General features: G+C 66.7%; 20 protein-coding genes. 11 read left to right on the forward strand and 9 right to left on the reverse strand.

The genetic code is table 11. The annotated features are described in order from the left end of the window. Positions 1–40 precede the first annotated feature (40 nt). A complete protein-coding gene (locus tag OHQ90_RS36840; protein WP_328405601.1) occupies positions 41–3,832 on the forward strand; it encodes a multifunctional oxoglutarate decarboxylase/oxoglutarate dehydrogenase thiamine pyrophosphate-binding subunit/dihydrolipoyllysine-residue succinyltransferase subunit in 3,792 nt (1,263 codons plus the stop codon). Between the two features lie 332 nt (positions 3,833–4,164). Here OHQ90_RS36840 and OHQ90_RS36845 read toward each other — a convergent pair whose 3' ends face one another. Genes OHQ90_RS36845 through OHQ90_RS36855 form a run of 3 tightly spaced genes read right to left on the reverse strand, consistent with a single transcriptional unit; the run spans position 4,165 to position 6,859 of the window. Continuing rightward, entirely contained in the window at positions 4,165–4,509 is a 345-nt protein-coding gene (locus tag OHQ90_RS36845) for a hypothetical protein (protein ID WP_328405603.1), read from the reverse strand. Between the two features lie 49 nt (positions 4,510–4,558). Then, a complete protein-coding gene (locus OHQ90_RS36850) occupies positions 4,559–6,205 on the reverse strand; it encodes an alkaline phosphatase D family protein (protein ID WP_328405605.1) in 1,647 nt (548 codons plus the stop codon). 3 nt (positions 6,206–6,208) lie between these two features. Then, a complete protein-coding gene (locus OHQ90_RS36855; protein ID WP_328405607.1) occupies positions 6,209–6,859 on the reverse strand; it encodes a TetR/AcrR family transcriptional regulator in 651 nt (216 codons plus the stop codon). Positions 6,860–6,927: 68 nt separating this feature from the next. Here OHQ90_RS36855 and OHQ90_RS36860 point away from each other — a divergent pair, with 68 nt between their 5' ends. The 4 genes from OHQ90_RS36860 (at position 6,928) to OHQ90_RS36875 (ending at position 12,284) form a co-directional block, all read left to right on the forward strand. After that, positions 6,928–8,466, forward strand: a complete 1,539-nt coding sequence (locus OHQ90_RS36860; RefSeq protein WP_328405609.1) for a flavin-containing monooxygenase — start codon at positions 6,928–6,930, stop codon at positions 8,464–8,466. A 23-nt stretch (positions 8,467–8,489) separates the two neighbouring features. Beyond that, entirely contained in the window at positions 8,490–9,347 is an 858-nt protein-coding gene (locus OHQ90_RS36865) for an SDR family NAD(P)-dependent oxidoreductase (protein ID WP_328413371.1), read from the forward strand. A 29-nt stretch (positions 9,348–9,376) separates the two neighbouring features. After that, a complete protein-coding gene (locus OHQ90_RS36870) occupies positions 9,377–10,309 on the forward strand; it encodes an alpha/beta hydrolase (protein WP_328405611.1) in 933 nt (310 codons plus the stop codon). Between the two features lie 181 nt (positions 10,310–10,490). Further along, entirely contained in the window at positions 10,491–12,284 is a 1,794-nt protein-coding gene (locus OHQ90_RS36875) for an AMP-dependent synthetase/ligase (protein ID WP_328405613.1), read from the forward strand. A 363-nt stretch (positions 12,285–12,647) separates the two neighbouring features. Here the strand turns inward: OHQ90_RS36875 and OHQ90_RS36880 are convergent, their stop codons facing one another. Further along, the gene (locus OHQ90_RS36880) at positions 12,648–13,538 is read right to left on the reverse strand and encodes an alpha/beta fold hydrolase (protein ID WP_328405615.1); all 891 of its coding nucleotides are present in this window, start codon (positions 13,536–13,538) and stop codon (positions 12,648–12,650) included. Positions 13,539–13,626: 88 nt separating this feature from the next. Between OHQ90_RS36880 and OHQ90_RS36885 the strand changes: the two genes are divergently transcribed. Together OHQ90_RS36885 and OHQ90_RS36890 are read left to right on the forward strand one after the other, a co-directional pair. After that, on the forward strand, positions 13,627–14,196 hold the full coding sequence (locus tag OHQ90_RS36885; RefSeq protein WP_328405617.1) for a CGNR zinc finger domain-containing protein: 570 nt from the start codon (positions 13,627–13,629) through the stop codon (positions 14,194–14,196). A gap of 106 nt (positions 14,197–14,302) precedes the next feature. Further along, entirely contained in the window at positions 14,303–16,030 is a 1,728-nt protein-coding gene (locus tag OHQ90_RS36890) for a molybdopterin-dependent oxidoreductase (protein WP_328405619.1), read from the forward strand. Positions 16,031–16,254: 224 nt separating this feature from the next. Here OHQ90_RS36890 and OHQ90_RS36895 read toward each other — a convergent pair whose 3' ends face one another. The 3 genes from OHQ90_RS36895 to OHQ90_RS36905 form a co-directional block, all read right to left on the reverse strand. Beyond that, positions 16,255–17,730: a DHA2 family efflux MFS transporter permease subunit gene (locus tag OHQ90_RS36895; protein WP_328405621.1), complete on the reverse strand. Its 1,476-nt coding sequence runs from the start codon at positions 17,728–17,730 to the stop codon at positions 16,255–16,257. A 58-nt stretch (positions 17,731–17,788) separates the two neighbouring features. Further along, positions 17,789–18,478 (reverse strand): PadR family transcriptional regulator, encoded by a 690-nt coding sequence (locus tag OHQ90_RS36900; protein ID WP_328405623.1) that lies wholly within the window; start codon positions 18,476–18,478, stop codon positions 17,789–17,791. 277 nt (positions 18,479–18,755) lie between these two features. Further along, on the reverse strand, positions 18,756–19,682 hold the full coding sequence (locus OHQ90_RS36905) for a glycine betaine ABC transporter substrate-binding protein (protein WP_328405625.1): 927 nt from the start codon (positions 19,680–19,682) through the stop codon (positions 18,756–18,758). A 184-nt stretch (positions 19,683–19,866) separates the two neighbouring features. Between OHQ90_RS36905 and OHQ90_RS36910 the strand changes: the two genes are divergently transcribed. From OHQ90_RS36910 to OHQ90_RS36925, 4 genes are all read left to right on the forward strand, one after another. After that, a complete protein-coding gene (locus tag OHQ90_RS36910; RefSeq protein ID WP_328413373.1) occupies positions 19,867–20,805 on the forward strand; it encodes an ABC transporter substrate-binding protein in 939 nt (312 codons plus the stop codon). Between the two features lie 67 nt (positions 20,806–20,872). Further along, positions 20,873–22,024, forward strand: a complete 1,152-nt coding sequence (locus OHQ90_RS36915; protein ID WP_328405627.1) for an ABC transporter ATP-binding protein — start codon at positions 20,873–20,875, stop codon at positions 22,022–22,024. 52 nt (positions 22,025–22,076) lie between these two features. Beyond that, on the forward strand, positions 22,077–22,745 hold the full coding sequence (locus OHQ90_RS36920; protein WP_328405629.1) for an ABC transporter permease: 669 nt from the start codon (positions 22,077–22,079) through the stop codon (positions 22,743–22,745). After that, entirely contained in the window at positions 22,742–23,458 is a 717-nt protein-coding gene (locus OHQ90_RS36925; protein WP_328405631.1) for an ABC transporter permease, read from the forward strand. Before OHQ90_RS36920 ends, OHQ90_RS36925 begins: the two co-directional genes overlap by 4 nt. 81 nt (positions 23,459–23,539) lie before the next feature. On the opposite strand, the gene OHQ90_RS36930 is transcribed toward OHQ90_RS36925, so the two are convergent. Beyond that, a complete protein-coding gene (locus tag OHQ90_RS36930; protein WP_442941261.1) occupies positions 23,540–24,736 on the reverse strand; it encodes an NAD(P)-dependent malic enzyme in 1,197 nt (398 codons plus the stop codon). Between the two features lie 438 nt (positions 24,737–25,174). Continuing rightward, positions 25,175–26,938 carry an FAD-binding protein gene (locus tag OHQ90_RS36935; RefSeq protein WP_328405633.1) on the reverse strand — a complete coding sequence of 588 codons (1,764 nt, stop codon included), beginning with the start codon at positions 26,936–26,938 and terminating at the stop codon, positions 25,175–25,177. Positions 26,939–26,959: the final 21 nt, after the last annotated feature.

The following is a 26,959-nucleotide window of genomic DNA, read 5'->3' on the forward strand; positions in this document are numbered from 1 at the left end:
GTGCCGGGCACGTCACAAACGTCGCAGCGCGAAGAACGAAATGAGGCGAACACCTGCTGTGAGCAGCTCAACTTCCCAGTTCGGACAGAACCAGTGGCTAGTCGATGAGATGTATCAGAAGTACAAACAGGATCCATCTTCGGTAGACGAGAGTTGGCACGAGTTCCTCGCTGATTACACCCCCGAAGCCACTGGAGATTCCGGTAACAGCCAGACCGCGGCTCCGGCCGCACCCGCGCAGGCCGCGCCGTCCACGCCGGCGGCTATGACTTCCGCCACACCCGCGCCCGCCGCAGCTGCACCTGCCCCGGCCGCTCCGGCTCCCGCCGCGCCCGCCCCGGCACCGGCAAAGCCCGCGGCACCGGCCAAAGCCACCGCGCGCACCCCGCAGACCACTCCGGCGCCCACCTCGAACGCGACGCCCACCTCCGGCGGACCCAAGCCCGCCGCGGCCGCCGACGAATCGAAGGTCCTGCGCGGCGCAGCCGCCGCGGTCGTCAAGAACATGTCCGCCTCGCTGACCATCCCCACGGCGACGAGCGTGCGTGCCATTCCGGCCAAGCTGATGATCGACAACCGTCTGGTCATCAACAACCACCTGGCCCGCACCCGCGGTGGCAAGATCTCGTTCACCCACCTGCTCGGGTACGCGATCGTGCAGGGCGTCAAGGCCTTCCCGAATCTGAACCGGCATTTCGCCGAGATCGACGGCAAGCCGAACGCGATCACCCCGGCGCACACCAACCTCGGTCTCGCCATCGACCTGCCCGGCAAGGACGGCAGCCGCACCCTCGTCGTGGCCGCCATCAAGGGCTGCGAGGAAATGACCTTCGGTCAGTTCCACACCGCCTACGAGGACATCGTCCGCCGGGCCCGTGACGGCAAGCTGACCACCGAAGACTTCACCGGTGTCACCATCTCGCTGACCAACCCCGGCACCATCGGCACCGTGCACTCGGTGCCGCGGCTGATGCCGGGCCAGGGCGCGATCATCGGCGCGGGCGCCATGGAGTACCCGGCCGAGTTCCAGGGCATGAGCGAAGAGCGCATCGCCGATATCGGCATCGGCAAGCTGATGACGCTCACCTCCACCTACGACCACCGCATCATCCAAGGCGCGGAGTCCGGTGATTTCCTGCGCACCATCCACCAGCTGCTGATCAGCGACGAGTTCTACGACGAGATCTTCCACGGCCTCGGCGTGCCCTACGAGCCGGTGCGCTGGCGCAAGGACATCCGCGAGCGCGGCGTCGACAAGAGCTCGCGCGTGCTGGAAATGATTGCGGCCTACCGCAATCGTGGCCACCTGATGGCGGACACCGATCCGCTGCGTCTGGTCAAGGACAAGTTCCGCAGCCACCCCGACCTCGACGTCACCCAGCACGGGCTGACCCTGTGGGACCTGGACCGCACCTTCAACGTGGGCGGCTTCCACGGCCAGGAACAGATGAAGCTGCGCGAGGTGCTCTCGGTCCTGCGCGACGCCTACTGCCGCCACGTCGGTGTGGAGTACACCCACATCCTCGACACCGAGCAGCTGCAGTGGATCCAGGAGCGGGTCGAGCAGAAGCACGCGAAGCCGACTGTCGCGCAGCAGAAGTACATCCTGAACCGACTGAATGCGGCGGAGGCCTTCGAGACCTTCCTCCAGACCAAGTACGTCGGCCAGAAGCGCTTCTCGCTGGAAGGCGCCGAGACCGTCATCCCGATGATGGACGCAGTCATCGACCAGTGCGCCGAGCACTCGCTCGACGAGGTCATCATCGGCATGCCGCACCGCGGTCGCCTCAACGTGCTCGCCAACATTGTCGGCAAGCCGTACTCGAAGATCTTCACCGAGTTCGAGGGCAACATGAACCCGGCGGGGGCGCACGGCTCCGGCGACGTCAAGTACCACCTCGGCGCGCACGGCACCTACCTGCAGATGTTCGGCGACAACGAGATCGAGGTCTCGCTGACCGCCAACCCGTCGCACCTGGAAGCCGTCGACCCGGTGCTCGAGGGTCTGGTCCGCGCCAAGCAGGACATCCTCGACAAGGGCGACGGCCCGGAGGGCTACTCCGTTGTCCCGCTGATGCTGCACGGTGACGCCGCATTCGCCGGTCAGGGCGTGGTCGCTGAGACGCTGAACCTGTCGGGTCTGCGTGGCTACCGCGTCGGCGGCACCATCCACATCGTGGTGAACAACCAGATCGGTTTCACCACGGCGCCGGAGAACAGCCGCTCGACCGAATACTCCACGGACATCGCGAAGTTCATCGGCGCGCCGATCTTCCACGTGAACGGCGACGACCCGGAGGCCTGCGACTGGGTGGCGCGTCTCGCGGTGGACTTCAAGCAGAAGTTCCGCAAGGACGTCGTGATCGACATGATCTGCTACCGGCGTCGCGGCCACAACGAGGGCGACGACCCGTCGATGACCCAGCCGTACATGTACGACGTCATCGACACCAAGCGCTCTGTTCGCAAGGCCTACACCGAGAGCCTGATCGGCCGTGGCGACATCTCCCTCAAAGAGGCCGAGGACGCCCTGCGCGACTACCAGGGTCAGCTGGAGCGAGTCTTCAACGAGGTCCGCGAGCTGGAGAAGTACGTCCCGGAGCCGAGCGAATCGGTCGAGGACGACCAGCAGGTGCCGACCACCGTCGTGACGGCGGTGGACAAGACGGTGCTGCAGCGCATCGGCGACGCCTTCCTCAACGTGCCGGACGGTTTCAACGTGCATCCGCGCGTCAAGCCGGTGCTGGAGAAGCGTCGCGAGATGGCCTACGAAGGCAAGGTCGACTGGGCCTTCGCCGAGCTGATGGCCTTCGGCACGCTGATCGACGAAGGCAAAGCGGTGCGGTTGACCGGTCAGGACTCGCGTCGTGGCACGTTCACTCAGCGGCACTCGGTGATCATCGACCGCAAGACGGCCGAGGAGTACACCCCGCTGCACAACATCGGCAGCACCAACCCCGGTTGGTTCGCGGTGCACGATTCGGCGCTGAGCGAGTACGCGGCGGTCGGCTTCGAGTACGGCTACTCGCTGGGCAACTCCAACGCACTTGTGTTGTGGGAGGCGCAGTTCGGTGACTTCGTCAACGGCGCGCAGTCCATCATCGACGAGTTCATCTCCTCCGGTGAGGCCAAGTGGGGTCAACTGTCGGACGTCGTGCTGCTGCTGCCGCACGGCCACGAGGGCCAGGGTCCCGACCACACCTCCGGTCGAATCGAGCGCTTCCTGCTGCTGTGCGCCGAGGGCTCGATGACGGTCGCCGTGCCGTCCACCCCGGCGAACTACTTCCACCTGCTGCGCCGCCACGCGCTCGACGGCATCCGCCGCCCGCTGATCGTCTTCACTCCGAAGTCGATGCTGCGCAACAAGGCTGTGGTCTCGGACCTGAAGGACTTCACCGAGTCGAAGTTCCACTCGGTGTTCAACGAGCCCACCTACGAGCAGGGCATCGGTGACGGCAACAAGGTCAAGCGGGTCCTGATGACCAGCGGCAAGCTCTACTACGAGCTGGTCGCGGCGAAGGCCAAGGGCAACCGCGAGGACATCGCCATCGTGCGGATCGAGCAGCTCTACCCGCTGCCCAAGTTCCGCCTCAACGAGGCACTCGCGACCTACCCCAACGCGACCGACATCGCCTGGGTCCAGGAGGAACCGGCCAACCAGGGCGCATGGCCCTTCTTCGGCCTCAACCTCCCCGAGCTCCTCCCCGACCGCTTCACCAAGCTCCGCCGCATCTCGCGCCGCGCCATGTCGGCCCCGTCCTCGGGTTCGAGCAAGGTGCACGCGGTAGAACAGCAGGAGATCATCGACGAGGCCTTCGAGCCCACCAGCTAGTTCGCTAGTTCGTTCATGATCTGACGCCGGGTCGAATCCGCCTCTCCCCAGAGCGATTCGACCCGGCGTTCTGCTTTTCGATACCGTACGTCGCCACCATCTCACGACCTGCCGCTGTGAAGCGGTAGTTCGCGCAATGCTTGGTGAACGAGATCGACGGCTGGTATCCGAGGCTTTGCGATGATCTGCTCCATGGATGCCGGTCGAACTGCGCCGGCCACAACCGTGTCAGGCGGCAGCCGTGTGCGTTCCAACGAAGGAGCAAGGATGACTGGGAGGTCGACCAGCTGAGCCAGGTCGGCGGCGACGCGTCACCGGCGACGAAGTTCTGGTCAGTTCCCGGTGGTGATGCCGGTGGCGAATTCGACGACAACTTTCTCGTCGGTGATCTCCTGAACCGTGACGTTGACGCCTTCCGCGGGCTGGGTTTGCCCGGCTGGGATTGTGACCTCCTGACCGGCCACCTTCAGGGTGATCAGGTTGCCGTTCACGGCAACGAGTTCGGCGTCGACGCCGAGGACGGTGGCCTTGGCGTGCACGCCGCGGGTGAAGGTGACGGTGCAGCCGCTGACGTTGCAGTCGGACTTGGTGCCCGGCCCTTCGACGGTGCAGGCGGCCACGCCGAACGAGGCGAGCAGCGCGAAAACGCAGAGGGCGATCAGCCGTCGGAGAAACATGTCGCCGAGTGTAGGGGTACCGAGCAGTCGAGGGTTGCCGCTCGCCGCATCACCGTGGTTGCGGTGGACGGCCTGCGGCGTCGGGTTCAGGGGCGTGGCCGGTGGAGATGTCGGGGCGCGATGCCGCCGTGACGCCGGGCACTCGGTCTTGCACGACGAAGCTGGCGCGAGTGTGGATGGGCGCGCCGGGGCGTCGGATATAGGGCACGACGCGGAAGTCGTTGCGCCACAATTTCTGATCGAGTTCGACGCGGACATAGCCGCGTTGTGCGTTGAAGAATTTCATGTCGGGATTGGCGGCCAGCAAGTTGCGCCCGGTGGGGTTGATATCGGCGCCGTCGCCGCCACTTGTGATCGATGTTCCGGTGAATTCCGATGCGACGACGGGTGATTCGGGATCGGCGTAGTTGCGGCGCAGATCGGCAGCGTAGTTGTGGTGCCGGTCGCCGGTGATCACGACGAGGTTGCGCACGCCGCGGTCGGCGGCGGCGCCGAGCACGGTGTTGCGGTCGGCGACGTACCCATCCCAGGCGTCGGCGCCCAGGTCGGCGCCGGGGCCGGGGTCGTAGTCGGATCGGCTCATCGCCACCTGATTGCCGATGATCTGCCAACGGGCCATGGAGTCGGAGAATCCGTCCAGCAGCCAATCACGTTGCCGCGCACCGAGTATCGTGCGATCGGCTGCGAGCCCGTCGGCGCAATCGGCGACGTTCTCGCCGTCGCATGCCTGCCTGCTGCGGTACTGCCGGGTGTCGAGCATGGTGATCTCCGCGAGGTCGCCGAAACCGTAGCGCCGATGCAAACGCATGTTCGGCCCGGCCGGCAGCTGTTCGATCCGCAGCGGCTGGTGCTCGTACATCGCCTGGAAGGCGGCGGCGCGGCGGTGGCGGAACAGCGCAGGAATGCGATAGATGTCGAGCCCGAGCCCTGGCGCGTCGGCCGCCCAGTTGTTGTCGACCTCGTGGTCGTCCATGGTGACAAGCCAGGGGAACGCGGCGTGCGCGGCACGCAGCGGCTGCTCGGCTTTGGCCTGTGCGTAGCGCAGCCGGTAGCCGGCCAGGTCGACCGCTTCGGCACGGAACTGCGGCTCGACCGTCATGCCCTCGCGGCCACGGTTCCAGCCGCGCTCGTAGATGTAGTCACCGAGATGGACGACCAGATCGAGGTCTTCGGCGCTCATGTGCTCGTAGGCGGTGTAGAAGCCGGAAGTCCACGATTGGCAGGAGGCGAAGGCGAAACGCATGCGTGCGGTGGGCCGGCCGGGCGGCGGCGAGGTGCGAGTCCGGCCGATCGGCGAGATCGCCGATCCCGCGCGAAAGCGGTAGAAGTACCAGCGATCCGGGGCCAATCCATGGACCTCGGGATGCACGGTGTGGGCGAGCGCGCGCGTCGCGACCGCACTCCCCCGGGCCACCACCTGCTGGAAGTGCTCGTCATGAGCGACTTCGTATTCGACGGTCACCGGAGCAAGTGGCATTCCGCCGAGCCCGTCCGGGGCAAACGGGTCGGGCGCCAACCGGGTCCACAACACCACGCCATCGGAGGTGGGATCTCCCGACGCCACCCCCAAGCTGAAAGGGTCCCCCGGCCACCGCGGCGCCCGAAACCGCCCGCTACCGGCCGCCGACGCCCCGACCAGCACCGCAACCGATCCGGCGGTGCCGAATCTCAACAGCTCCCGGCGAGACAGACCCATACGTCAGGGTATATCCGTCACCCTCGACAGCGCGGCGGCAAGAGCGGGGCTGAGCGAAAGCGCAAGGGCCACGAGGGATTCGACCAAGAGGTCCACCAGTTGGTGGCGGGAGATAGGTTCGTCGCGGAGCCAACTGAGAGTGGTTTCCTCGACGAAGGCGATCCAGCCGCGGATGGCCAGGAGCAGGCGGGGGCGGTCTGCGTCGTCGACGGGGACAGCGGCCTCGGTGAGGATGATGCCGACGATGGCGTTGCGTGTTTCCTCTACCAGGGTGACCAGCAGTGGGCTGGTGCTGGCGGGACCGCGCAGCAGCGCCAGGTAGGACGTGCGATTGCCACTGACGTAGGCGATATAGCGGTCGATCGAGTCGCGCAGCATGTCGAACGTGCCGAGCGAGCGGTCGGGAGCGACGCGTTCGAGCAGTTCGGCATTTGCGTGGTGCACGATCGCCAACTGGAAATCCTGCTTGGTCGGGAAGTAATGGAACAGCAGGCCGCGGGAGATGCCTGCCTGTTCGGCGATCTCGGTGATAGAGATGTCTTCGATAGCTCGTTCGCCAAGCATCTTGGCACCCAAGGTAATCAACTGCGTGCGGCGCTCGTCCGGGCTGAGCCGGGTGCGCTTCACGGCCTCTCCGGTGCCTTTGGTACCCACACGGCCATCTTACTGAACGACAGTCAATACTGTTGACTCATGCTCAATAAGACCGTAGTCTCGTCTATATGAGTCGCAAGGTTACAGACAAAGCTGTCGCCAACCGCCCCGCCCGTCACGTCAAGACGATCATCATCGGCAGTGGATTCGCCGGCCTCGGCCTGGCCATTCGCTTGAGCCAGCAGGGCCGCACCGATTACCTGGTGCTGGAACGCGGCAGCGATGTCGGTGGCACCTGGCGCGACAACACCTACCCGGGCGCCGCCTGCGACGTGCCTTCGCACCTGTACTCGTACTCCTTCGCGCTCAACCCGAACTGGTCGCGCTCGTTCTCCAAGCAGGGCGAGATCCAGCAGTACATCCAGGGCGTCGCCAAGAAGTACAACGTGCTCGACAAGCACCTCTTCGACTGCGATGTCACCTCCGCGCGCTGGAACACCGGTACCAACCGGTGGGAGGTCGAGTCCGCGAAAGGCAGCTTCACCGCAGACACCGTGGTCTCCGCGGTCGGCGCACTGTGCGAGCCCGCGCTGCCGGACATCAAGGGCATCAACAACTTCAAGGGCGAGATCTTCCACTCCGCCCGCTGGAACCACGACGCAGACCTGCCCGGCAAGCGTGTCGCGATCATCGGCACCGGCGCCTCGTCCATCCAGATCGTGCCGTCCATCGCGGCCCAGGTCGCTCACCTCGACGTCTACCAGCGCACCGCGCCGTGGCTGCTGCCCCGCATGGACCGGCCGTACACGCTGCCGGAACGTCTGGCCTTCAAGCACATCCCCGGCTTCCAGCGCCTCTCGCGCGCGGCCATCTACGCGGCCCGCGAGACCCAGGTCGTCGGCCTGGCCAAGGTCCCCGCGCTGATGCAGGCGTTCGAGCTGATCGCGAGGGCCAAGCTGAAGCTCGAGATCCGCGATCCCGAGTTGCGCGCCAAGGTGACACCGAACTTCCGGATCGGCTGCAAGCGCATGCTGATCTCCAACGAGTATTATCCCGCGCTCGGCCGCGGCAACGTGGATGTGATCACCGACGGCATCGCCGAGGTGCGCGAGAATTCGATCGTCACCAAGGACGGCACCGAGCGCGAGATCGACGCCCTCATCGTGGCGACCGGCTTCCATGTCACCGATTCCCCCGCCTACAACACCATCGCGGGCAAGGACGGGCGCACCCTTTCGGAAGTGTTCGACGAGATCGGCCAGCAGGGCTACAAGGGCTCGTCCATCGCCAACTTCCCGAACATGTTCTTCCTGCTCGGGCCGAACGTCGGCCTCGGCCACACCTCGATGGTGTTCATGATCGAATCGCAGATCAACTACATCGCCGACGCGCTGGCCACGGTGAACCGGCTGGGCCTGCAGACTGTCGAGGTGCGCCGCGCCGCGCAGGACGCTTACAACGCGGAACTGAAGAACAAGCTGGAAGGCAGCGTGTGGAATACCGGCGGCTGCTCCAGCTGGTACCTGGACAAGCATGGCAACAACACCACGCTGTGGCCCGACTTCACTTTCGAATTCCGCAAGCTGACAAGAACATTCGATGTCGCTGCCTATGAAACGACAAGCGACGATTCCCGAAACGATCTGAAAGTGGTGGCCGCACAGTGAATACAGCATCGCGCAGCGATTCGATGAGGGGTGGCGGCCGGGAGACGGGTGGGCGCAATGACGCTTACTTCAAGGACAAGGTCTGTGTCATCACCGGTGCCGGCTCCGGCATCGGCCGCGCGCTCGCGGAGAACCTCGCCGGGCGCGGCGCCAAGCTCGCGCTGTCGGACATCGACACCGAGGGCCTCGCCGAAACGGTGCGCCGCTGCGAAGCGCTCGGCGCCGAGGTGAAGTCGGACCGGATCAATGTGGCCGAGCGCGAGGCCGTGCTGCTCTACGCCGACGCCGTGCGGGCGCACTTCGGCAAGGTCAACCAGGTCTACAACAACGCGGGCATCGCCTACCACGGCGAGGTGATCCGTTCGGAGTTCAAGGACATCGAACGCATCATGGACGTCGACTTCTGGGGTGTCGTCAACGGCACCAAGGCGTTCCTGCCGATGCTGATCGAGTCCGGCGCGGGCCATGTCGTCAACGTGTCCAGCCTGTTCGGCCTGATCGCGGTGCCCGGCCAGAGTGCGTACAACGCAGCCAAATTCGCGGTGCGCGGGTTCACCGAGTCGCTGCGCCAGGAGATGCTGGTCGGCCGGCACCCGGTGCAGGTGACCTGCGTGCATCCCGGCGGCATCAAGACCGCGGTGGCCCGTAACGCCACTTATGCCGAGGGCATCGACGGCAAGAACGCCGCATCGATGTTCGACAAGAAGCTGGCGATGCACACCCCGGAGATGGCCGCGCAGACCATCACCGAGGGCGTGCGCAAGGGGCACGGCCGGGTGCTGATCGGTTGGGAGGCGAAGGCGCTCGACCTGTTCGTCCGTATCACCGCCTCCGGCTACCAGCGCATCGCCGCCGTGGTGAATCGCCGGTTCCAGCTCTGATCACGAGAAGGCACAGTCGAGGAAACACCATGCGCGACATCAACCTTCCGCTGCCCGTCGCACGGGCGATGCTGCGGCCGATCTTCCGAGTGACGCTGAACGAGCGGATGCCGTGGCGGTGGCAACGCCTGTTGCTCGATGTCAGTTCCCGCGCGCAGTTGCTGCCCGCGGGAACCGCCGTGCGCAAACTGCACCTCGGCGGCAGGCCCGCCGAGCAGATCTCGGCGGGTTCGCAATCTCCGCGCGGCGCGACGGCGCGGGGCGCGATCCTCTACCTGCACGGCGGCGGCTACGCGGTCGGTTCGCTCGCGACGCACCGTTCGCTCGCCGCCCGACTTGCACACGAAACCGGCTGCACCGTCTACGTTCTCGACTACCGGCTGGCGCCGGAGCACCCGTTCCCCGCCGGGCTCGACGACGCCGAGTTGGCGTTCCTCGAGCTGGTCGAGAGCGTGGGCTACCGTCCCGACAACATCGCCCTCGCCGGTGATTCGGCAGGCGGCGGGTTGTCGCTTGCCACGGCCCAGCGCCTGCTCGCCCAGCACGGGCACACGCCCGCTGCGCTCGGACTGATCGCGCCATGGGCCGATCCGAACCAGATCCCCGAGCGCCACCGCGACCTGGTGATCAACAAGCCGTGGTCGCGGGCATGTGCTGCCGCCTATCTCGGCAACGGCGATTCGACAGACCCCGGTTACGCCCCGCTGACCGGCGAGCTGCGCGGCCTGCCGCCGACGTATGTGCAGGTCGACACGAGCGAGCTGCTGTACAGCCAATGCACCGAGTTGGTCGCCACACTGCGGGCCGCAGGCGTGCGGGTGCGGTTCGCCGAGACGCAGGGACTGTGGCACGTCGCGCAGTTGCAGGCCGCGCTCGTCGCGCCTGCCGCGGCGGCGCTGACCGAACTGGCCGAATTTCTGCGCGAAGCGATCCAACCAGCGTCCGCTCGCGACCTAGGATAAGCAGCCGCCTCGTCGTCCCCGGCCCACGCAAAGCCGAGGACGGGCCGAGTCCGGCTGCGTACGATTAAGGGCCTCGATCGGCCGCTATTTTCGAGCCAGATCACTTTTCGGTGGTCGAGGGAATGGCCCGGTCTCAGGTGTCGTAGATTACTGGCGAGTAAAACCACGTGGAAGGGCACTGATGCGAGAGTTCGAAGTCCCGGCTTCCTACACCATTCCGGAAGACGCGAACAATTCCGATAACGTCTTTCGGCACGCCGAGCAGTCGCCGGGCGCGGTGCTCTTCAACATTCCGAACGGCAACGGCGGATTCGCCGATGTGACCGCCGCGGAATTCGCGAAGACCGTCACCAGCGTCGCCAAGGGCTTCATTGCCTCGGGTATCGAACTCGGCGACCGCGTCGCCATCATGGCCCCGACCCGCTACGAGTGGGCCGTGCTCGACTTCGCCATCTGGGCTGCCGGTGGCTGCACCGTCGCCATCTACGACAGCTCCGCGCCCGAGCAGGCCAAGTGGATCCTGCAGGACTCCGCCACCAAGCTGCTCGTGCTCGACAGCGACAAGCACCGCGCGGTCATCGACGAGATCGACGCGGGCGCACTGACCGATCTGAAGGAGACTCTGCAGATCGACAAGGGTGCAATCGAGGAGCTCACCACTCGCGGCGCCGACCTGGACGACGAGGCCGTGCACGCGCGCCGCGCACAGGTCAACGCGGCCTCGCCCGCGACCCTGATCTACACCTCCGGCACCACCGGTCGCCCCAAGGGCGTCATGCTCTCGCACTCGAATCTCTACGCCGAGTCGAAGTCCGACCGTATCGCGCTGAGCAAGTACGTCACCGCCGGCAAGAAGACGCTGATGTTCCTGCCGCTTGCGCACGTCTTCGCGCGCGGCGTCACGCTGGCCGCCTTCGACGCCAAGGTCATCGTCGCCTTCACCTCCGACTGGTCCACCCTGGTCGACCAGTTCGGCAGCTACCGCCCGCACTTCATCCTCGCGGTGCCGCGCGTGTTCGAGAAGGTGTTCAACAGCGCGAAGCAGAAGGCGCACGACGGCGGCAAGGGCAAGATCTTCGACGCAGCCGCCGAGACCGCCATCGCCTGGAGCGAGTCGCTGGACAACGGTGGCCCCGGCCTGGTGCTGAAGCTCAAGCACACGCTGTTCGACAAGCTGGTCTACAGCAAGCTTCGCGTCGCGCTCGGCGGACAGTGTGAGGCCGCGGTATCCGGCGGTGGACCGCTCGGCGCACGTCTGGGCCACTTCTTCCGCGGCGTCGGCGTCACCATCTACGAGGGCTACGGGCTCACCGAGACCACCGCGGCGATCACCGTGAACACGCCGGAGAACATCCGGGTCGGCACCGTCGGCAAGCCGACCGAGGGCCACGCCGTCAAGATCGCCGAGGACGGCGAGCTGCTGCTGCGCGGTTCGGTGGTGTTCAACGGCTACTGGGGCAATGCCACGGCCACCGAGGAAGCGTTCGCCGACGGCTGGTTCAAGACCGGTGACCTCGGCGCGATCGATGCCGACGGCTACGTCACCATCACCGGCCGCAAGAAGGAAATCATCGTCACCGCGGGCGGCAAGAACGTCTCCCCTGGGCTGATGGAGGATTCGCTGCGGGCGCATCCGCTGATCAGCCAGGTGATGGTCGTCGGTGACGGCCAGCCGTTCATCGGCGCGCTGATCACCCTCGATCCGGAGGCGCTTCCGGGCTGGAAGGAACGCCACAACCTGCCCGCGGACACCCCGATCGAGAAGCTGATCGAGAACCCCGAGCTGGTCGCGGAGGTCGATGCCGCGATCGCCGACACCAACAAGAAGGTGTCGCACGCCGAGGCGATCAAGAAGATCCGCATCCTGCCCGTCGACTGGACCCAGGAGACCGGCGAACTGACCCCGAAGATGTCGCTCAAGCGCGCGGTGGTCATGAAGCAGTACGCCTCCGAGGTGGAGAAGATCTACAGCTGAGGTAGTTCCAGACGAAGCGTGGCCCGCGACAGATACCTGTCGCGGGCCACGCTTTTTGTGCGGCGTCAGCGGTGTGGCGGCCGGCTGGAGTCGAATGCCTCGGCGGCCTTGTCGAGCGGCACCGAGACAGCTGCGTCGAGACACCGCTCGCGACGGTGAGATAGGCCGGGTGTGTGAGCTGCTCGCGGAGCGCTGCCGTGGCGCTGCTGGGCGCGTTGGGCCGGGCGGCAGCGTCTTTCGCCCAGGGAAGGCACTGGCCCACACATCTGTGTGGGTGAAACCGGCCCGAGTGGCGCGGAGACCGGCACTCACCCTGAACTGGTGTGAGTGGAGGACGTCCGAGAAGGACGGTGTCCACCGATCTCACCGATCGGGAGACACGCTGTAGTCGGGGAGCTTGTCGAGGAAGTCGGCGATCAGCGGCGCGATGTCACCCAGGTGCGTTTCCAACGCGAAGTGACCGGTGTCGAAGAGGTACAACTCGGCATCCGGGAGATCGGCGAGGTAGGCGTGCGCCCCGGGAGCGGGAAAGAAGGGGTCGTGCGCGCCCCAGGTGATCAGGGCCGGTGGGGTGTACTTGCGCAGCCAGGCCTGCCATTCCGGATAGGCGGCGACGTTGGACTTGTAGTCGAAGGCCAGGGCAACCTGTGCTGCCTTGCGGCCGGGCAGGTCTAGGAAGTGCTGATCGAGGGTCCAGGACTCCGGCGAGATCACGGCGGGGTCTGCGACGCCGTGCTCGTACTGGCCGCGGGTGCCTTCCAGCGTGAGCAAGCCGCGAATGGTGTCCTCGGCGCCCGCCTGCTCCGGTGTCAATGCGGTGAATTCCTTTGCGCCATCGGACAAACCTGCCTCGTAGGCATTGCCGTTCTGCACCACGAGGCCCGCGATCCACTCCGGGTGGCGGGTAGCGATGCGGAAGCCGACGGGAGCGCCGAAGTCGAAGACATACATCGCGAAACGGCGCAGGCCGAGGCGTTCGACGAAGCCCTCCACCACGTCGGCAAGCCGATCGAAGGTGTACTCGAAATCGGATGGGGAGACGGTGTTGCCGAAACCGGGGTAGTCGGGGGCGATCAGCCGGTATCGGCTGCCGAGCACGTCGATCAGCCTGCGGAACTGGTGTGAGGCGGAGGGAAAGCCGTGCAGTAGCAACAGCACCTGCGCGTCGGCGTGGTCCGGGATCGACTCCCGGTAGAAGACCTGGACTCCGGCGACATCGGTGCTGCGGTACTCGACTCGAGGCAAGGCGTTCATCTGTTCACATGCTTTCTTGATGAGATGTTGCATTAGTTTTAGCTCGAGGCATACTAATGTGTCAATCCATTGGAGTAGCATTAGAATCATGAGCGATTCCACCCCGCTGATCGGCGAGCCGCTGGCACTGGACTTGGTCAACACCGCACCGGACGGGCCCGACCTGCTCGGCACGGCGGAGCAGCTGGCGAAGTGGCTTGCGCGGCAAGCAGATCGGTTGCACGGCGTCGGGATCGAGCGGCCGACCGCGGCCGACCTGATTGCCGTCCGCGCAGTCCGCGAAGACACTGCCGCCGCGCTGGAGGCCATATTGGCGGGGCAGCAGCCGCCCACCACCGCCCTGCGTGGATTGGAAAAAGCCCAGGCCGGGGCGCCGCTCATCCGAGAGCTGACCTGGAACGGCGACGCCGTGGTCGCGACCGCTCGCCGCGACGGCCCACTCGGCGCTGCCGCCGCGGCGGCGCTGGCCGAGTCCGCCATCGACCTGCTCACCGACCCATCGATCGACAAACTCAAGCGCTGCGAAGCCGACGACTGCGTGCTGCTGTTCCTGCCCACCCACCCTCGTCGGCGCTGGTGTTCGGCACAGCGATGCGGCAATCGGGTGCGTGTCGCCCGCTACTACCAGCGGCACAAGCCTGAGGGCTCGGCGAACTGAATCCACTCGGGCCTCGCGAAACACGGGGTGTACAGCGGCACGGCCGGCCGGGATACGTCACCAAGTGGTCATACTTTTGCCCTAAATCCGGCAGTAGGCTCGCTTCATGGCCGACCTGCGGGTACAGCGTGTAATAGCGGGGATCGTTTCGGCCGGGCTGGCACTCGGCGTCGCCGAACTGCTCGCCGCCTTCATGGGCCCCGAACGCGCACCGCTGGCCGCCCTCGGCAACACCGTCGTCGACCACACTCCCGATGGCCTGCGCGAATGGGCGATCTCCACCTTCGGAACCAACGACAAGACGGTGCTGTATCTCTGCATGGCGGCGGTCGCGATCATGGTCGCCGCAGGCGCGGGCGCGATCGAGCGCACCACCCGGGCCGCAGGCTCCATCCTGCTTGCCCTCTTCGGTCTCCTTGCCGCCGTAATCGCCGCCGATCGCACCGGCTTCGCGGGCGCTATTCCCACCGTAATCGGCGTCGCCGCAGGCATTTACGCATTGCGAGCGCTGACCCGGCGCATCGACGAGGCCGCCGAATCGATGGCCCCCGAATCTTCCTCGGCCGCCATCGGCGCCTCCGGACGCACCCCGGGCGCCGGTAGCCCAACCAGTTCGGCAGATCCCGCCTCAACCGAGCAAAATGACCACGCCGCAACACAATCCACAGATCTCACCGGCGCAGCTACTCCGCCCGGATCCAGCGTGCGGTCGGTGAATGCGCGCACAGACGATGCCGGACGCACCGGGCTGGGTGCAGCGACGACCTCGGAGCGGCGGCAGGTATTGCGCGGGCTTGCCATGACCGGCGGGTTGGCGGTGCTCGCCGGAGTGGGTGGGCGGTTGCTCGGTGCTCAGCGACACGACGTTTCGGGTGAGCGGGCCGGGGTGCAATTGCCGGAACCGATCGAGCCGCAAGCGCCGCTCGCGCCAGGTGTGGATCTACGCTTGCCGGGGCTGACACCGTATGTGACGTCGAATACCGACTTCTACCGCATCGACACCGCGCTGATCGTTCCACAGGTGTCCATCGATGATTGGTCGCTGCGCATCCACGGCATGGTGGATCGCGAAATCCACATCACCTGGGCCGATCTTGCGAATCGGACGGCTGTCGAAAGCCTGGTGACCTTGGCCTGCGTCTCGAATCCGGTCGGTGGCGATCTGATCGGCAATGCCCGCTGGCGCGGTTACCGCCTCGACGCGCTGCTCGCCGAGGCAAGCCCGCATCCCGATGCCGACATGGTGCTCTCGCACAGCATCGACGGCTTCACCGCGGGCAGCCCGCTTGCCCTCCTCACCGACGGCCGCGATGCCCTGCTCGCGGTCGGCATGAACGGCGAACCACTACCGGTCGCGCACGGCTATCCGGCCCGGCTCGTGGTACCCGGCCTCTACGGCTACGTCTCCGCCACCAAATGGGTCACCGAACTCGAGGTCACCCGATTCGACCGCGCCACCGCCTACTGGACCCGCCGCGGCTGGTCGGCCTACGGCCCGATCAAGACCGAGTCTCGCATCGATGCCCCGCGATCCCGAGCCCGTATCAAGGCGGGCCCCACCCCGATTGCCGGCGTCGCCTGGGCCCAGCACCGCGGCATCAGAGCCGTGGAGATCCAAATAGACAACGGCGACTGGCAACCCGCCCGCCTGTCCACCGAACAGTCCTTCGACACCTGGCGCCAATGGGTCTACGACTGGAACGCCACCCCCGGCACCCACACCCTCCGCGCCCGCGCCACCGACGGCACCGGCGAAACCCAAACCGCCGACCGCCGCGACGTAGTCCCCGACGGCGCCACCGGCTACCCCACCATCACCGTCCAGGTGAGCTGATCGCGACTCACTCTGCCGCTGAGCACCGCGAGTACGCCTCCCCGATCCGCGCGCGCTTTCCGTCGGCGTGCCACTACAGACCTCATGCCCAGTTGACGCCAGGCGGGCCTCGAACGACTATCGACCTGCCGATTCGAATGTCGATCGACTGGGATCGACTTACTGGGCTCGCGCGCTGACATAGCGGTGCCCCGTGCGCGAATTGCTCACGGGGCACACGCAAATCAGGCCGCGACGGTGTCGGCTTCGGCGGGTGCGGACTTGGGGCCCGCGGTGGCGCCGTCACCGTGGCGGATGAACAGCGCCGAGGCGATGACGCCGATCAGCAGGATGCCCGCGGGGAGCAGGATGGATTGGCCGAGGGCGGTGCTGAAGGCGTCCTTGACCACCTCGGGGACCGGGCCGCCGGCACCCTCGGTGACCTTGCCGCCGTGCAGGCCGTTGGCGGTCATTCGCGCGGCGATCAGAGCGCTGATCGCGGCGCTGCCGAGCACCGAGCCCACCTGGCGGGTGGTGTTATAGACGCCCGCGCCCGCGCCCGCCAACTGCACCGGCAGGTTGTGGGTCGCGGTCGAGGCCAGGGGCGCCCAGATGCAGGCATTGGCGACGCCTGCGAGTGCGGCCGACAGCAGGAACCACACGATCGACGAGTGCGGTGTCATGACGGCCGCGAACCAGAAGACCGAGGCCGCGAAACCGATGAAGCCGATGGTCGGCACGATGCGCGGATGGAACCTGTCGGAGTACTTGCCGATCACCGGCGCGAAGATACCGGTGACGATGGCCATCGGCGCAAACACCAAGGCGGACCTGGTCGGTGACATCTCGCGCACCGCCTGCAAGTAGAAGTACAACGGCACCATCATCGAGGTGACCGCGGCGCCCATCGAGGCGATGGCCAGGTTGGACAGCCCGAAGTTACGGTCGCGGAACAGGCGCAACGGCAGCAGCGGCTCACCGGTATTGCGCGCCTGGTTCACCAAGAAGGCCACCAGCACCAGCACACCGGCACCGATCATCAGCCAGATGCGCAACGACCAGTCGTAGGTATTGCCCTCCTGGATTCCGAACACCAGCAGGAACAGACCGACTCCACTGAGCAGCACGCCGGGAATGTCGAACTTGTGCTCGTTCGTCGGCAGCGCGGGCACCAGCCAGACCGCCAGCGCAAAGGCGACGATGCCGACCGGGACGTTGACGATGAAGATCCACTCCCAGCCGAGGCCGTCGACCAGCACGCCACCGAGGATCGGACCGACGAGAGTAGCGAGTCCGGCGACACCGCCCCACAGGCCCATGGCCGCGCCGCGCTTGTCCGGCGGGAAGGTCCTGGTGATCACGGCCATGGTTTGCGGCGTCATCAGCGCGGCGCCGAGGCCCTGCACGGCGCGCGCGGCGATCAGCATGGTGATGGTTCCGGACAGACCGCACCACAGCGACGCGGCAGTGAAGACCGCGAGTCCGATGAGATACATGTTCTTGGGACCGTATCGATCACCGAGACGGCCGGTGACCAGCAGCGGCACCGCGTAGGTGAGCAGGTAGGCGCTGGTGACCCAGATGACCTGGGAGATATCGGCGCCGAGGTCGACCATGATGGCCGGGTTGGCGACCGCGACGATCGTCATGTCCAGCAGGATCATGAAGAAGCCGACGACGAGCGCGAAGAGCGCCAGCCACGGATTACGTTGGGTGGACATGGTTTTCGTTCCTATCTCGGAAGTCTCTGGATGACGAACCTTCGATGAAATGACTGGTTCACGGCGACGGGCTCGTCCGCGCCGCGGGCCGCGGCATCGGCGGCAGGGCGGCTTCCGCGCCTTCGGACCAGGCGTGCTGATGGTCGGAGATCCGGGCGCCGGTCGCCGGATCGAATTCCTCCCATTCCATCTCCCCGCTGTCGAGCTCGGCGGTGAGGTCGTTGACCCAGGCGATCTCGGCGGCGACGGTGGCGCGCAGGTACGGGAGCACGATCCAATAGCGGCGCGGCACCGCGTTCATGCCTGCCCATCGGCCGATCATCTCGATGTCGGCCAGGTCGTGTTCCAGGTGCTCCACGCGCTCCCGCAGCAGCGCGAGCACGTCCGCCTTCGGCAGGTTGTGCGCCTCCGCGAGCGCGACGGGGAACATCGGATACTCCGGTGCGGGATTGCGCAGAATCTCGGTGATCCTGGTGCGCAACGCCGTTCGGCCGCTATCGCTGATTCGATAGGTGGTTCGTTCCGGTCGATTACCCGCTCGGTCGACGCCTTCCGCCGACACCAGTTCCTGATCGGCCAGCCGCGCGACCGTGTGATAGAGCGAGCCCGGTCGCACCTTCACCAGCCGGTCTTCGCGACGGGCGATCAGCAATTGGTACATCTCGTAGGGATGCATGGGCCGCTCTTCGAGCAGTGCGAGCACGGCGATCGCCAGGGGCGTCACCGCGGAGCGCGCCTGCTGACCCATCCGTTACCTCCTACTGATTCTCGAGACCACGCACGGTAGTCGCCGCTACCGACATGCTCCCTGTTGCAATATTCCACGTGGAATATACGGCGCGGAACAGCGCAGTCGCAAGACGCCTCGGTCGATCGGAAATGTGATCGGCGACATAGCGGATACGGCGACAGTCAGGCCCAAGCCGAACCAGGTGGTCCGGTGCGGGTGTCCGCTCCGAGTGGGCGGCAATAGTCGAGCGGTGGCAATCCACCGAACGCGATCCGGGAGCTACACCGGACGGAAATTACAGAGCGTGGCTATCGAGCCAGTCGCGCGCCACATCGGCGGGGACCGCACCACCGCGGATCCGGCCGATCATGGCGACGAGGTCATCGGTGGTCAGCTCGCCCGCAACATAGTTCAGCTTCCGAATCTGACGGTCGCCGAGCTCGCCCTTGCGGTACACGGCCAGCACATTCTCCGCGCGAAATGCGTAGTCGTCGTCGGAAAGGACAGCCAGGCCGTCGGTCGCTCCAGGAACGAGTGCGGGCGGCCCGCCCAGGATTCCGGCCTGGACCTCGCCGTCCAGCAAGGCCTTTCGCAGGGCGGCGGCATCGTGGAACAGCTTGGTCCGGGCGAAGCCGCAGCCCGAAACCCGCAGCGTATCGGTGGACGCGCGCAACACCTCCGGCACCGGAGCCACTCCGACCTCGAGTTCGCCGCAGCGGGCCGCGAGATCGCCGATCGACCGGACTCGATCGCGGGTCGCCGCCTCGGTCAGCAGCATTCGCGGTCGCATGTCCGTGCCGTCGGCAGGATCCGACACCGCGAGCCCCTCGGGCAGCGACCCGTTCACCGCCTTGGGCACCGACGGTTCGGTCACCCCGCCGGTCGCCACCTCGGTGGCATCCGCCGGCTTGCGCGCCTTCGAATTGGCATCGAGAAATGCGAGCAATTCGCCGGTGTGTTCACCGACCACCGTGACGGTGCCCGCGTCCAATGCGGCGAAATAGTCGGGGCGATTGCCGAGATGCGGTGCGACGGAGGTGGACACGCCGGTACGGGAGAGCGCTCCGGAATAGATTTGCGCAAGCAGATTTGATTCCATCGAATCGCCCGCGCCGACCACTATTGTGGGGCCCTGGTCATCGTTTCCACAGGAAACAGCCAGCGTGACGGCCGCGACGACCAAACCTCGAGCCAACACTCGCCTCGACACGGCCAGCAACATCCGGCGACACCAACTCTCCGTAGCCAACAGGAACACCACGAACCGGGCAGTATGAACAACAAACCAGAATGTACCGGTGGCCGTTGAGGCACGGCCCGTCGCACCGCTCGCCCTTGCCGGAAGGACCCCAGTGAAAACCACGATCTCCCCCGATGCCGCGCGGCACGGGCGGTCGGCGCTGCGCATGGCGCTGCGCGCGACCCGGTTCCTCGTCGCCGCCGCAGCGCTGGCCGCCGCCATGATCCTGTCCGCATGTGGCAATTCCGACCCGCTCGCGGCAACGGGCAGCTGCGAGGGGGACGGGCTGACCGTCGGCTCCGCCAACTTCCCCGAGTCCGAGACTGTCGCCAATATATATGCGGAAGTGCTGCGGGCCAACGGATTCAAGGTGGACACCCGGCTCAATATCGGCAGCCGCGAGGCCTACATCCCGGCGCTGCGCCAGTGCGCCATCTCGGTGATCCCGGAGTACAACGGCAACCTGCTGCAATACCTGGACAAGGGCGCGGCCGCGACCAGTTCCACCGACATCGACACCGCACTCACCAAGGCGCTCGGCTCCGATCTGGCCATCGGCACCCCGGCGCCCGGCCAGGATTCCGACGCCGTCGTCGTCACCAAGGCGACCGCCGAGCGTTGGAACCTGCGCACCATCGCCGATCTGGCCGCGCATTCGGCCGAGGTGAAGTTCGGTGCGCCCGCCGAGTTCCAGGAGCGCGCAGGCGGACTGCCCGGATTGAAGAAGAACTACAACCTCGACATCGCCGCGAACAACTTCGTGCCGATCGCCGACGGCGGCGGGCCCGCCACGGTGCGCGCGCTGGTCGACGGCCAGGTGACCGCGGCCAACGTTTTCACCACCTCGCCCGCGATCGCGCAGAACAACCTTGTGGTGCTCGAGGATCCGAAGCACAACTTCCCGGCCCAGAACGTGGTCCCGCTGTTCAATGCGGCCAAGAAATCGGACAAGTCGCTCGCCGCGCTCAACGCCGTTTCCGCGAAGTTGACCACCGACGAACTGATCAAACTCAACGAAGCGGTCTCCGGTAGCAGCAAGACCGAGCCCAAGGCCGCCGCCGCGGCATGGGTCGCCGCCCAGGGACTGAATAAGCCGACCGGATAAGCGGTGGCCGCGCCTGTGCTCGTCCGTGTGCGGGGCAGGCCCCGCCGCGCCGAACACAGGAGTACGCGTGTCCGATATCGAATTCAGCGGTATCAGCAAGACCTATCCGGACGGCACCCATGCCGTCACCAATCTCGACCTGCGCATCGAATCGGGATCGTTCACCGTGTTCGTCGGTCCGTCCGGCTGCGGTAAGACGACTTCGATGCGGATGATCAACCGGATGATCCGCCCGACCGGTGGCACGATCACCATTGCCGGGCAAGATATTTCGACAGTCGATCCGGTCGAGCTCCGACTCGGTATCGGGTACGTCATCCAGAGCGGCGGGCTGCTGCCGCACCGGACCGTTGTCGACAATGTCGCGACGGTGCCGGTGCTGCGTGGCGATTCGCGCCGCGCCGCGCGTGCGGCGGCGCTCGACGTGCTGGACCGGGTGGGTCTGGACCGCTCGCTGGCCGGGCGGTATCCGGCCCAGCTCTCCGGTGGGCAACAGCAGCGCGTCGGGGTGGCGCGGGCGTTAGCCGCCGACCCGCCGGTGCTGCTGATGGACGAGCCGTTCAGCGCCGTCGACCCGGTGGTGCGTGCCGAACTGCAAGTCGAAATGCAAAGGCTGCAGGCCGAATTGCACAAGACCATCGTGTTCGTCACCCACGACATCGACGAGGCGATCACCCTCGGCGATCGGGTCGCGGTCTTCGGTCGCGGCGGCGTGCTGCAGCAATACAATCCGCCGCAACACGTCCTCGCCCAGCCCGCCACCGACTTCGTCGCCGACTTCGTCGGCCGCGATCGCGGCTATCGCGGCCTGTCCTTCCGCACCGCGAACAACGTTCCGCTGCACGAGATCCGGACCGCGACCGCCGATGACGTGGTGAAACTGCGGCTGGAACGCGGCGACTGGGTGCTGGTGATCGACACGGACAAGCGGCCGGTCGGCTGGGTCGATGTGACAGGGGTCGAGGCGGTGCGCGCCGGCAGGGAACTACACAACAGCATGTCGGCGGGGGGCTCGCTGTTCACGCCGTCGGGAGACCTGCGCCAAGCGCTCGACGCGGCCATCTCCTCACCGGCTGGAGTCGGTGTCGCCGTGGATGATTCGGGGGCGGTCCGCGGCGGGGTGCTCGCCACCGAGGTCCTCGAGCAACTGGCAGGCCAACGGGCCGCCGAAGACGCCGAACGCAACCGGCACTACTTCGAACAAGAAGCCGCGCAATGAGTACCGCACCGAACGTCACGTCGGTCTCGTCCCGCCGGCGGGAGGCGATCTCGTGAAGTACTTGATCGACAACTTTTCGGAGATCATGGGGTTCACCAAGACTCACCTGTACTTGGCGCTGGTACCGCTGGCGCTGGGTTTGGTGATCGCGATTCCGGTGGGGGCGTTGGTCCGTCGGGTGTCCTGGCTGCGGCGTGTCACTGTGACGGTGTCGAGCCTGGCCTACACGGTGCCATCGTTGGCATTGTTCGTGATCATCCCGCCGCTGGCCGGGATTTCCACCATCGATCCGATGAATGTGATCATCGCACTCACGGTGTATTCGACTGCGCTGCTGGTGATTGCGGTGCCGACGGCACTGGATTCGGTGCCGGCCAACGTGATCGATGCCGCGGATGCCGTCGGATTCGGTCCGCTGCGACGGACCTTGACCGTCGATATGCCGCTTGCCGTACCGGTTTTCATATCCAGTCTCCGAGTGGTGGTCGTCTCCAATATCGCCATGGTTTCGGTCGGCGCCCTGATCGGTGTCGGCGGCCTCGGCAAGCTGTTCACCCAGGGCTACCAGCGCGACTATCCGGACGAGATCATCGCGGGCATCATCGTGACCCTCGCGCTGGCCTTGATCTTCGACCGGCTGGTGTACGCGCTCGGCCGCTGGTGGACGCCATGGGCGCGCGCCGACGCCAGGGCCTCGAAAGCGAAAGGCGCTGCCTCATGAACCTTTTCCTCGACGCCTGGCACTACCTCACCGACGGCGCGAACTGGAGCGGGCCGACCGGCATTCAGCACCGTATCGCCGAACATCTGTGGTACAGCTTCCTCGCGGTCGCCGCGTCGGCCGTCGTCGCCGTGCCGCTCGGTTTGATCATCGGCCACACCAAGCGCGGTGCGGCCGTGCTCGTCGGCTTCGCCAACGCCATGCGCGCCCTGCCGACCCTCGGCCTGCTCACCTTCCTGGTGCTGCTGATGGGCCTCGGCCTTGTCCCACCGCTGCTGGCCCTCGTCACCGTCGGCATCCCGCCGCTGCTCGCCGGCGCCTACGCCGGAATCGCCAATGTGGCTACGGATGTGGTCGACGCTTCCCGCGCCATGGGGATGACCGAAACCCAGATCCTGTTCCGGGTGGAAGTCCCCAACGCACTGCCGATCCTGCTCACCGGTCTGCGCGGCGCGACCCTCCAGGTGGTGGCCACCGCGACCATCGCCGCCTACGTCAACCTCGGCGGCCTCGGTCGCTACATTTTCGACGGCATCGGTCTCTACCGCTACGACCGCGTTCTCGTCGGGGCCCTGCTGGTGGCTGTGCTCGCCATGTTCCTCGACGGCCTGCTCGCCTTCACGGTCTGGGCAAGCGCGCCGGGAACCGGCCGCCTGCGCCGCTCGAATCAGGTCACGGTGACACCGGCGGGCATCCTGCAGACCGCGGACTGAGTTTCTTTCCCCGAACACATGCGAAGGCGCCCCGCTCGAGATGAGCGGGGCGCCTTCGTATCTGTCTCGACTACACCTGGATCAGGCGACACCCTCGGCGCGCGCGGCGGCGGCGACGGCTTCGGCCACTGCCGGTGCCACACGCGGGTCGAGCGGGCTCGGGACGATCTTCTCCGGGCCCAGTTCGTCGGCGACCACGCTGAGGATGGCGTCCGCGGCGGCGATCTTCATGCCCTCGGTGATGCGGCGCGCACCCGCGTCGAGAGCGCCCTTGAAGACACCGGGGAAGGCGAGCACGTTGTTGATCTGGTTCGGGAAATCGCTGCGGCCGGTGGCCACGATCGAGGCGTACTTGCGAGCCACCTCGGGGTGGATCTCCGGATCCGGGTTGGACATGGCGAACACGATCGACTCCGGCGCCATCGAAGCGATGAGCTCCTCGGCGATCAGTCCGGCCGACAGGCCGAGGAACACGTCGGCGCCGGCCAGCGCCTCAGCGGCGCCACCGGTCAGCCCGCGCGGGTTGGTGCGCTGGGCCAGTTCGGCCTTCACGTCGTTGAGGTCGCTGCGATCCCGGCTCACGATGCCCTTGGAGTCGAGCACGGTCACGTCCCGCACACCCGCGGCGAGCAGGATGTTCGTGCACGCGACACCCGCGGCACCGGCGCCCGACACCACGACCTTCAGGCCCGCGATGCTGCGACCCTGCACCTTGGCCGCGCCGTTGAGGGCGGCGAGCACCACGATGGCGGTGCCGTGCTGGTCGTCGTGCATGACCGGGCAGTCGAGCGCCTCGATCAGCCGCTTCTCGATCTCGAAGCAGCGCGGGGCGGAGATGTCTTCCAGGTTCACCGCACCGAAGCTCGGGCGCAGCCGGATGATCGTCTCGACGATCTCGTCGGAATCCTTGGTGTCCAGCACGATCGGGATCGAGTCGAGCCCGGCGAACTTCTTGAACAGCGCCGCCTTGCCCTCCATCACCGGCAGCGAGGCGCGCGGGCCGATGTCACCGAGACCGAGCACCGCGGTGCCGTCGCTGACCACGACCACTAGCCGGTCGGTCCAGGTGTAGCGCTTGGCCAGCGCCTCATCGTTTGCGATGGCGCGGCTGACCTGAGCCACGCCGGGGGTGTAGGCGATCGAAAGGTCGCGCTGAGTCTCCAGCGGCGCGGCGAGTTCGACCGAGAGCTTACCGCCGAGGTGACCCGCGAAGATCTCTTCGTGAGTGATCTCAGAAAGGCTGGCAGTGGCATTCGGTGCGTCAGTCACAGGTGACACGATTTCACTCCTGCTCGGGTCGGGCACAACCGGGAAACGGTTACCGCCGGGTATTTAGGTAATAGGTGACTCATACCGCTCATCGAGTGCGCTGACCGGTCCGTATCGCGGCGGCTTACACAGAAGCAAGGGATGCCGATATCTCGATCACGTGGCGCGGCACTGATCCGCAGAGCGGGAGCCGGACGGGTAGGTCCGGACAGAACATGCGGAGAGATCTTCGAGTCGCAACGGTGCGTTACGAGGCGTAGATCTCCATTATTCCCGAACCCGGCGGTGGCATAGGCGGGTAATCCGACACATTCTGCCAGCCGGGTCGACGACTTGCCAAACCGGTGTGTCGGAATCCGGTCGAGCGCCATATAGCCAGGATAGGTCGGCGGAATTACCCCGACGTAAGGGGAAACTCGCACGTCCCAGTGGCGCGGCGGTGAGCTGTCACAAGGGCAGCGGGTCACCTGCGGTGAGGTCGGGGTCGGCCACCACCGACGGTGGCACGACCGGGGTCGCCGCCCGCGTGCCGGGTACCGCCGCGCGCACGCCTGCCGTCACCTCCCTGACGATCGATGCTTCGTCCGGTGTGATGATCTGCTCCCGCCGCGCGGGCGTCGCCGGCACGGTCGGAGTCGATTCGTCGGACGCCGACCGACGGGCGTCCGCGCGCACCCACACCGTGTCGAGGCCGCCCGAGGTCAATCGCACGCGCCAATCGGCGGCGACGTCCGGGTGGTCGGTGCGCCGATGCATGCCCCGGCTCTCGGTGCGCGCCAGCGCGCTGTACTTGGTCCACCGCGCCACCGCGAGCAGTGCTGCCGCCTGTCTGGCCCGCAGTCGATCCGCACCGACGCCGCCGAGGCCGAATTCCGCGCCCGGCCACATGCCGTCGAGTTCGCCGATGCTGTCGCGCAGGCTGCCTGCGCTACGCCAGTAGCTGCGCCGCAGCGGCAGCGTGTGTTCCTGCACCAGTCCGACGACCGCGCGCGGGTCGATCCGCGCCTCCGGGTTGAGCCCGGCCCCTGGCACCGCGTGGGCCTGGCCAACCCTGCCTCTGGCGCGCGCGAAGCAGGCAGCGCCCGCGCCTGCCCATACACCCGAGGCGATGGCCCACGCGCCGCCCTGGCCACCGAATCCGCTCACCGCTCCGGTGATCGGCTCCCGCGTTGTCACGTCACCGGCGCCGTACAGTCCGGCCACCGTGGTCGCGCAGTCGGCGCCGGCGATGCGGAGGCCGCCGGTCCCCCGCACGGTGCCCTCGAGCACCGCGCGCAACGGGACCCGCTTGGTGTTGTCAACCACGCCTTGCTGCGACAGCCTGCACCGCACGGCGTAGGGCACGTCTTCGAGTGCGGCGTACACGCGGCGGCCGTCGGCGATCGCCGCGAAGGCCGCAGCGCGATGACCGGTGATGGCCGCGCCGGATTCGTCGTAGAGCGTGGCGAAGTGCAGCGCGAAGCCGGAAGTGAACGCCGAGTTCAGCACCGGCTCCAGCCCGTAGGCGCTCGAGAACTCCATGCCGGACAATTGCGCGCCCACCTCGGCGGCCAACAACAGTCCGTCGCCGGTGTCGACGTCGGTGCCCGCGCCGCCGGACAGGAAGGCGCAGCCGCCGGTGGCCACCACCACCGCGCTCGCACGGACCGTCCAACTGCGAAACCTATTGTGCTGCTGGACGCCGATGGCTCCGGATACCACACCGTCGCGATCGACGAGCAGTTGCAGCGCGGGATGGTGATCGAGAATGCGGACACCGGCGTCGAGCAGGCTGCGGCGCATCCGGCGCAGGTAGCTCGCGCCGTCCAGGCACACCCGCAGCGAGGTTCGTCTTTCCGCCGGCGCGCCGCCGCGCGGCTCGCCGGGTATCAGTCCACGGTCACCGGCATTGCGGCCCTCGCCGGGAAACCGATACCCCCATTGCACCAACTGCTCGACACGCAGATGGGTCTCCTCGAGCACCCGATGCATCCAGTCCGGGTCGCCGAGGTAACCACCATGCGCGTAGGCGTGCCGCACCGCCTCGTCCCTGGCCGGTCCCGGCGGGATATTCCACAGCGAGGTCGTCCCGAAGGCGGTAGGACCGCTGGTGCCGCAGCGTCCCTTGTCGACGAGCACGGTGCGGGCTCCCGTTGCTGCGGCCGAGACGGCGGCCCAGGCGCCGGCGGGGCCGCCGCCCAGAACCAGTACGTCCGTCTCGATTTCACCCACAAAGAGAAATGTTCGACCACA

Source organism: Nocardia sp. NBC_00403 (genome assembly GCF_036046055.1).
Taxonomy (GTDB): domain Bacteria; phylum Actinomycetota; class Actinomycetes; order Mycobacteriales; family Mycobacteriaceae; genus Nocardia.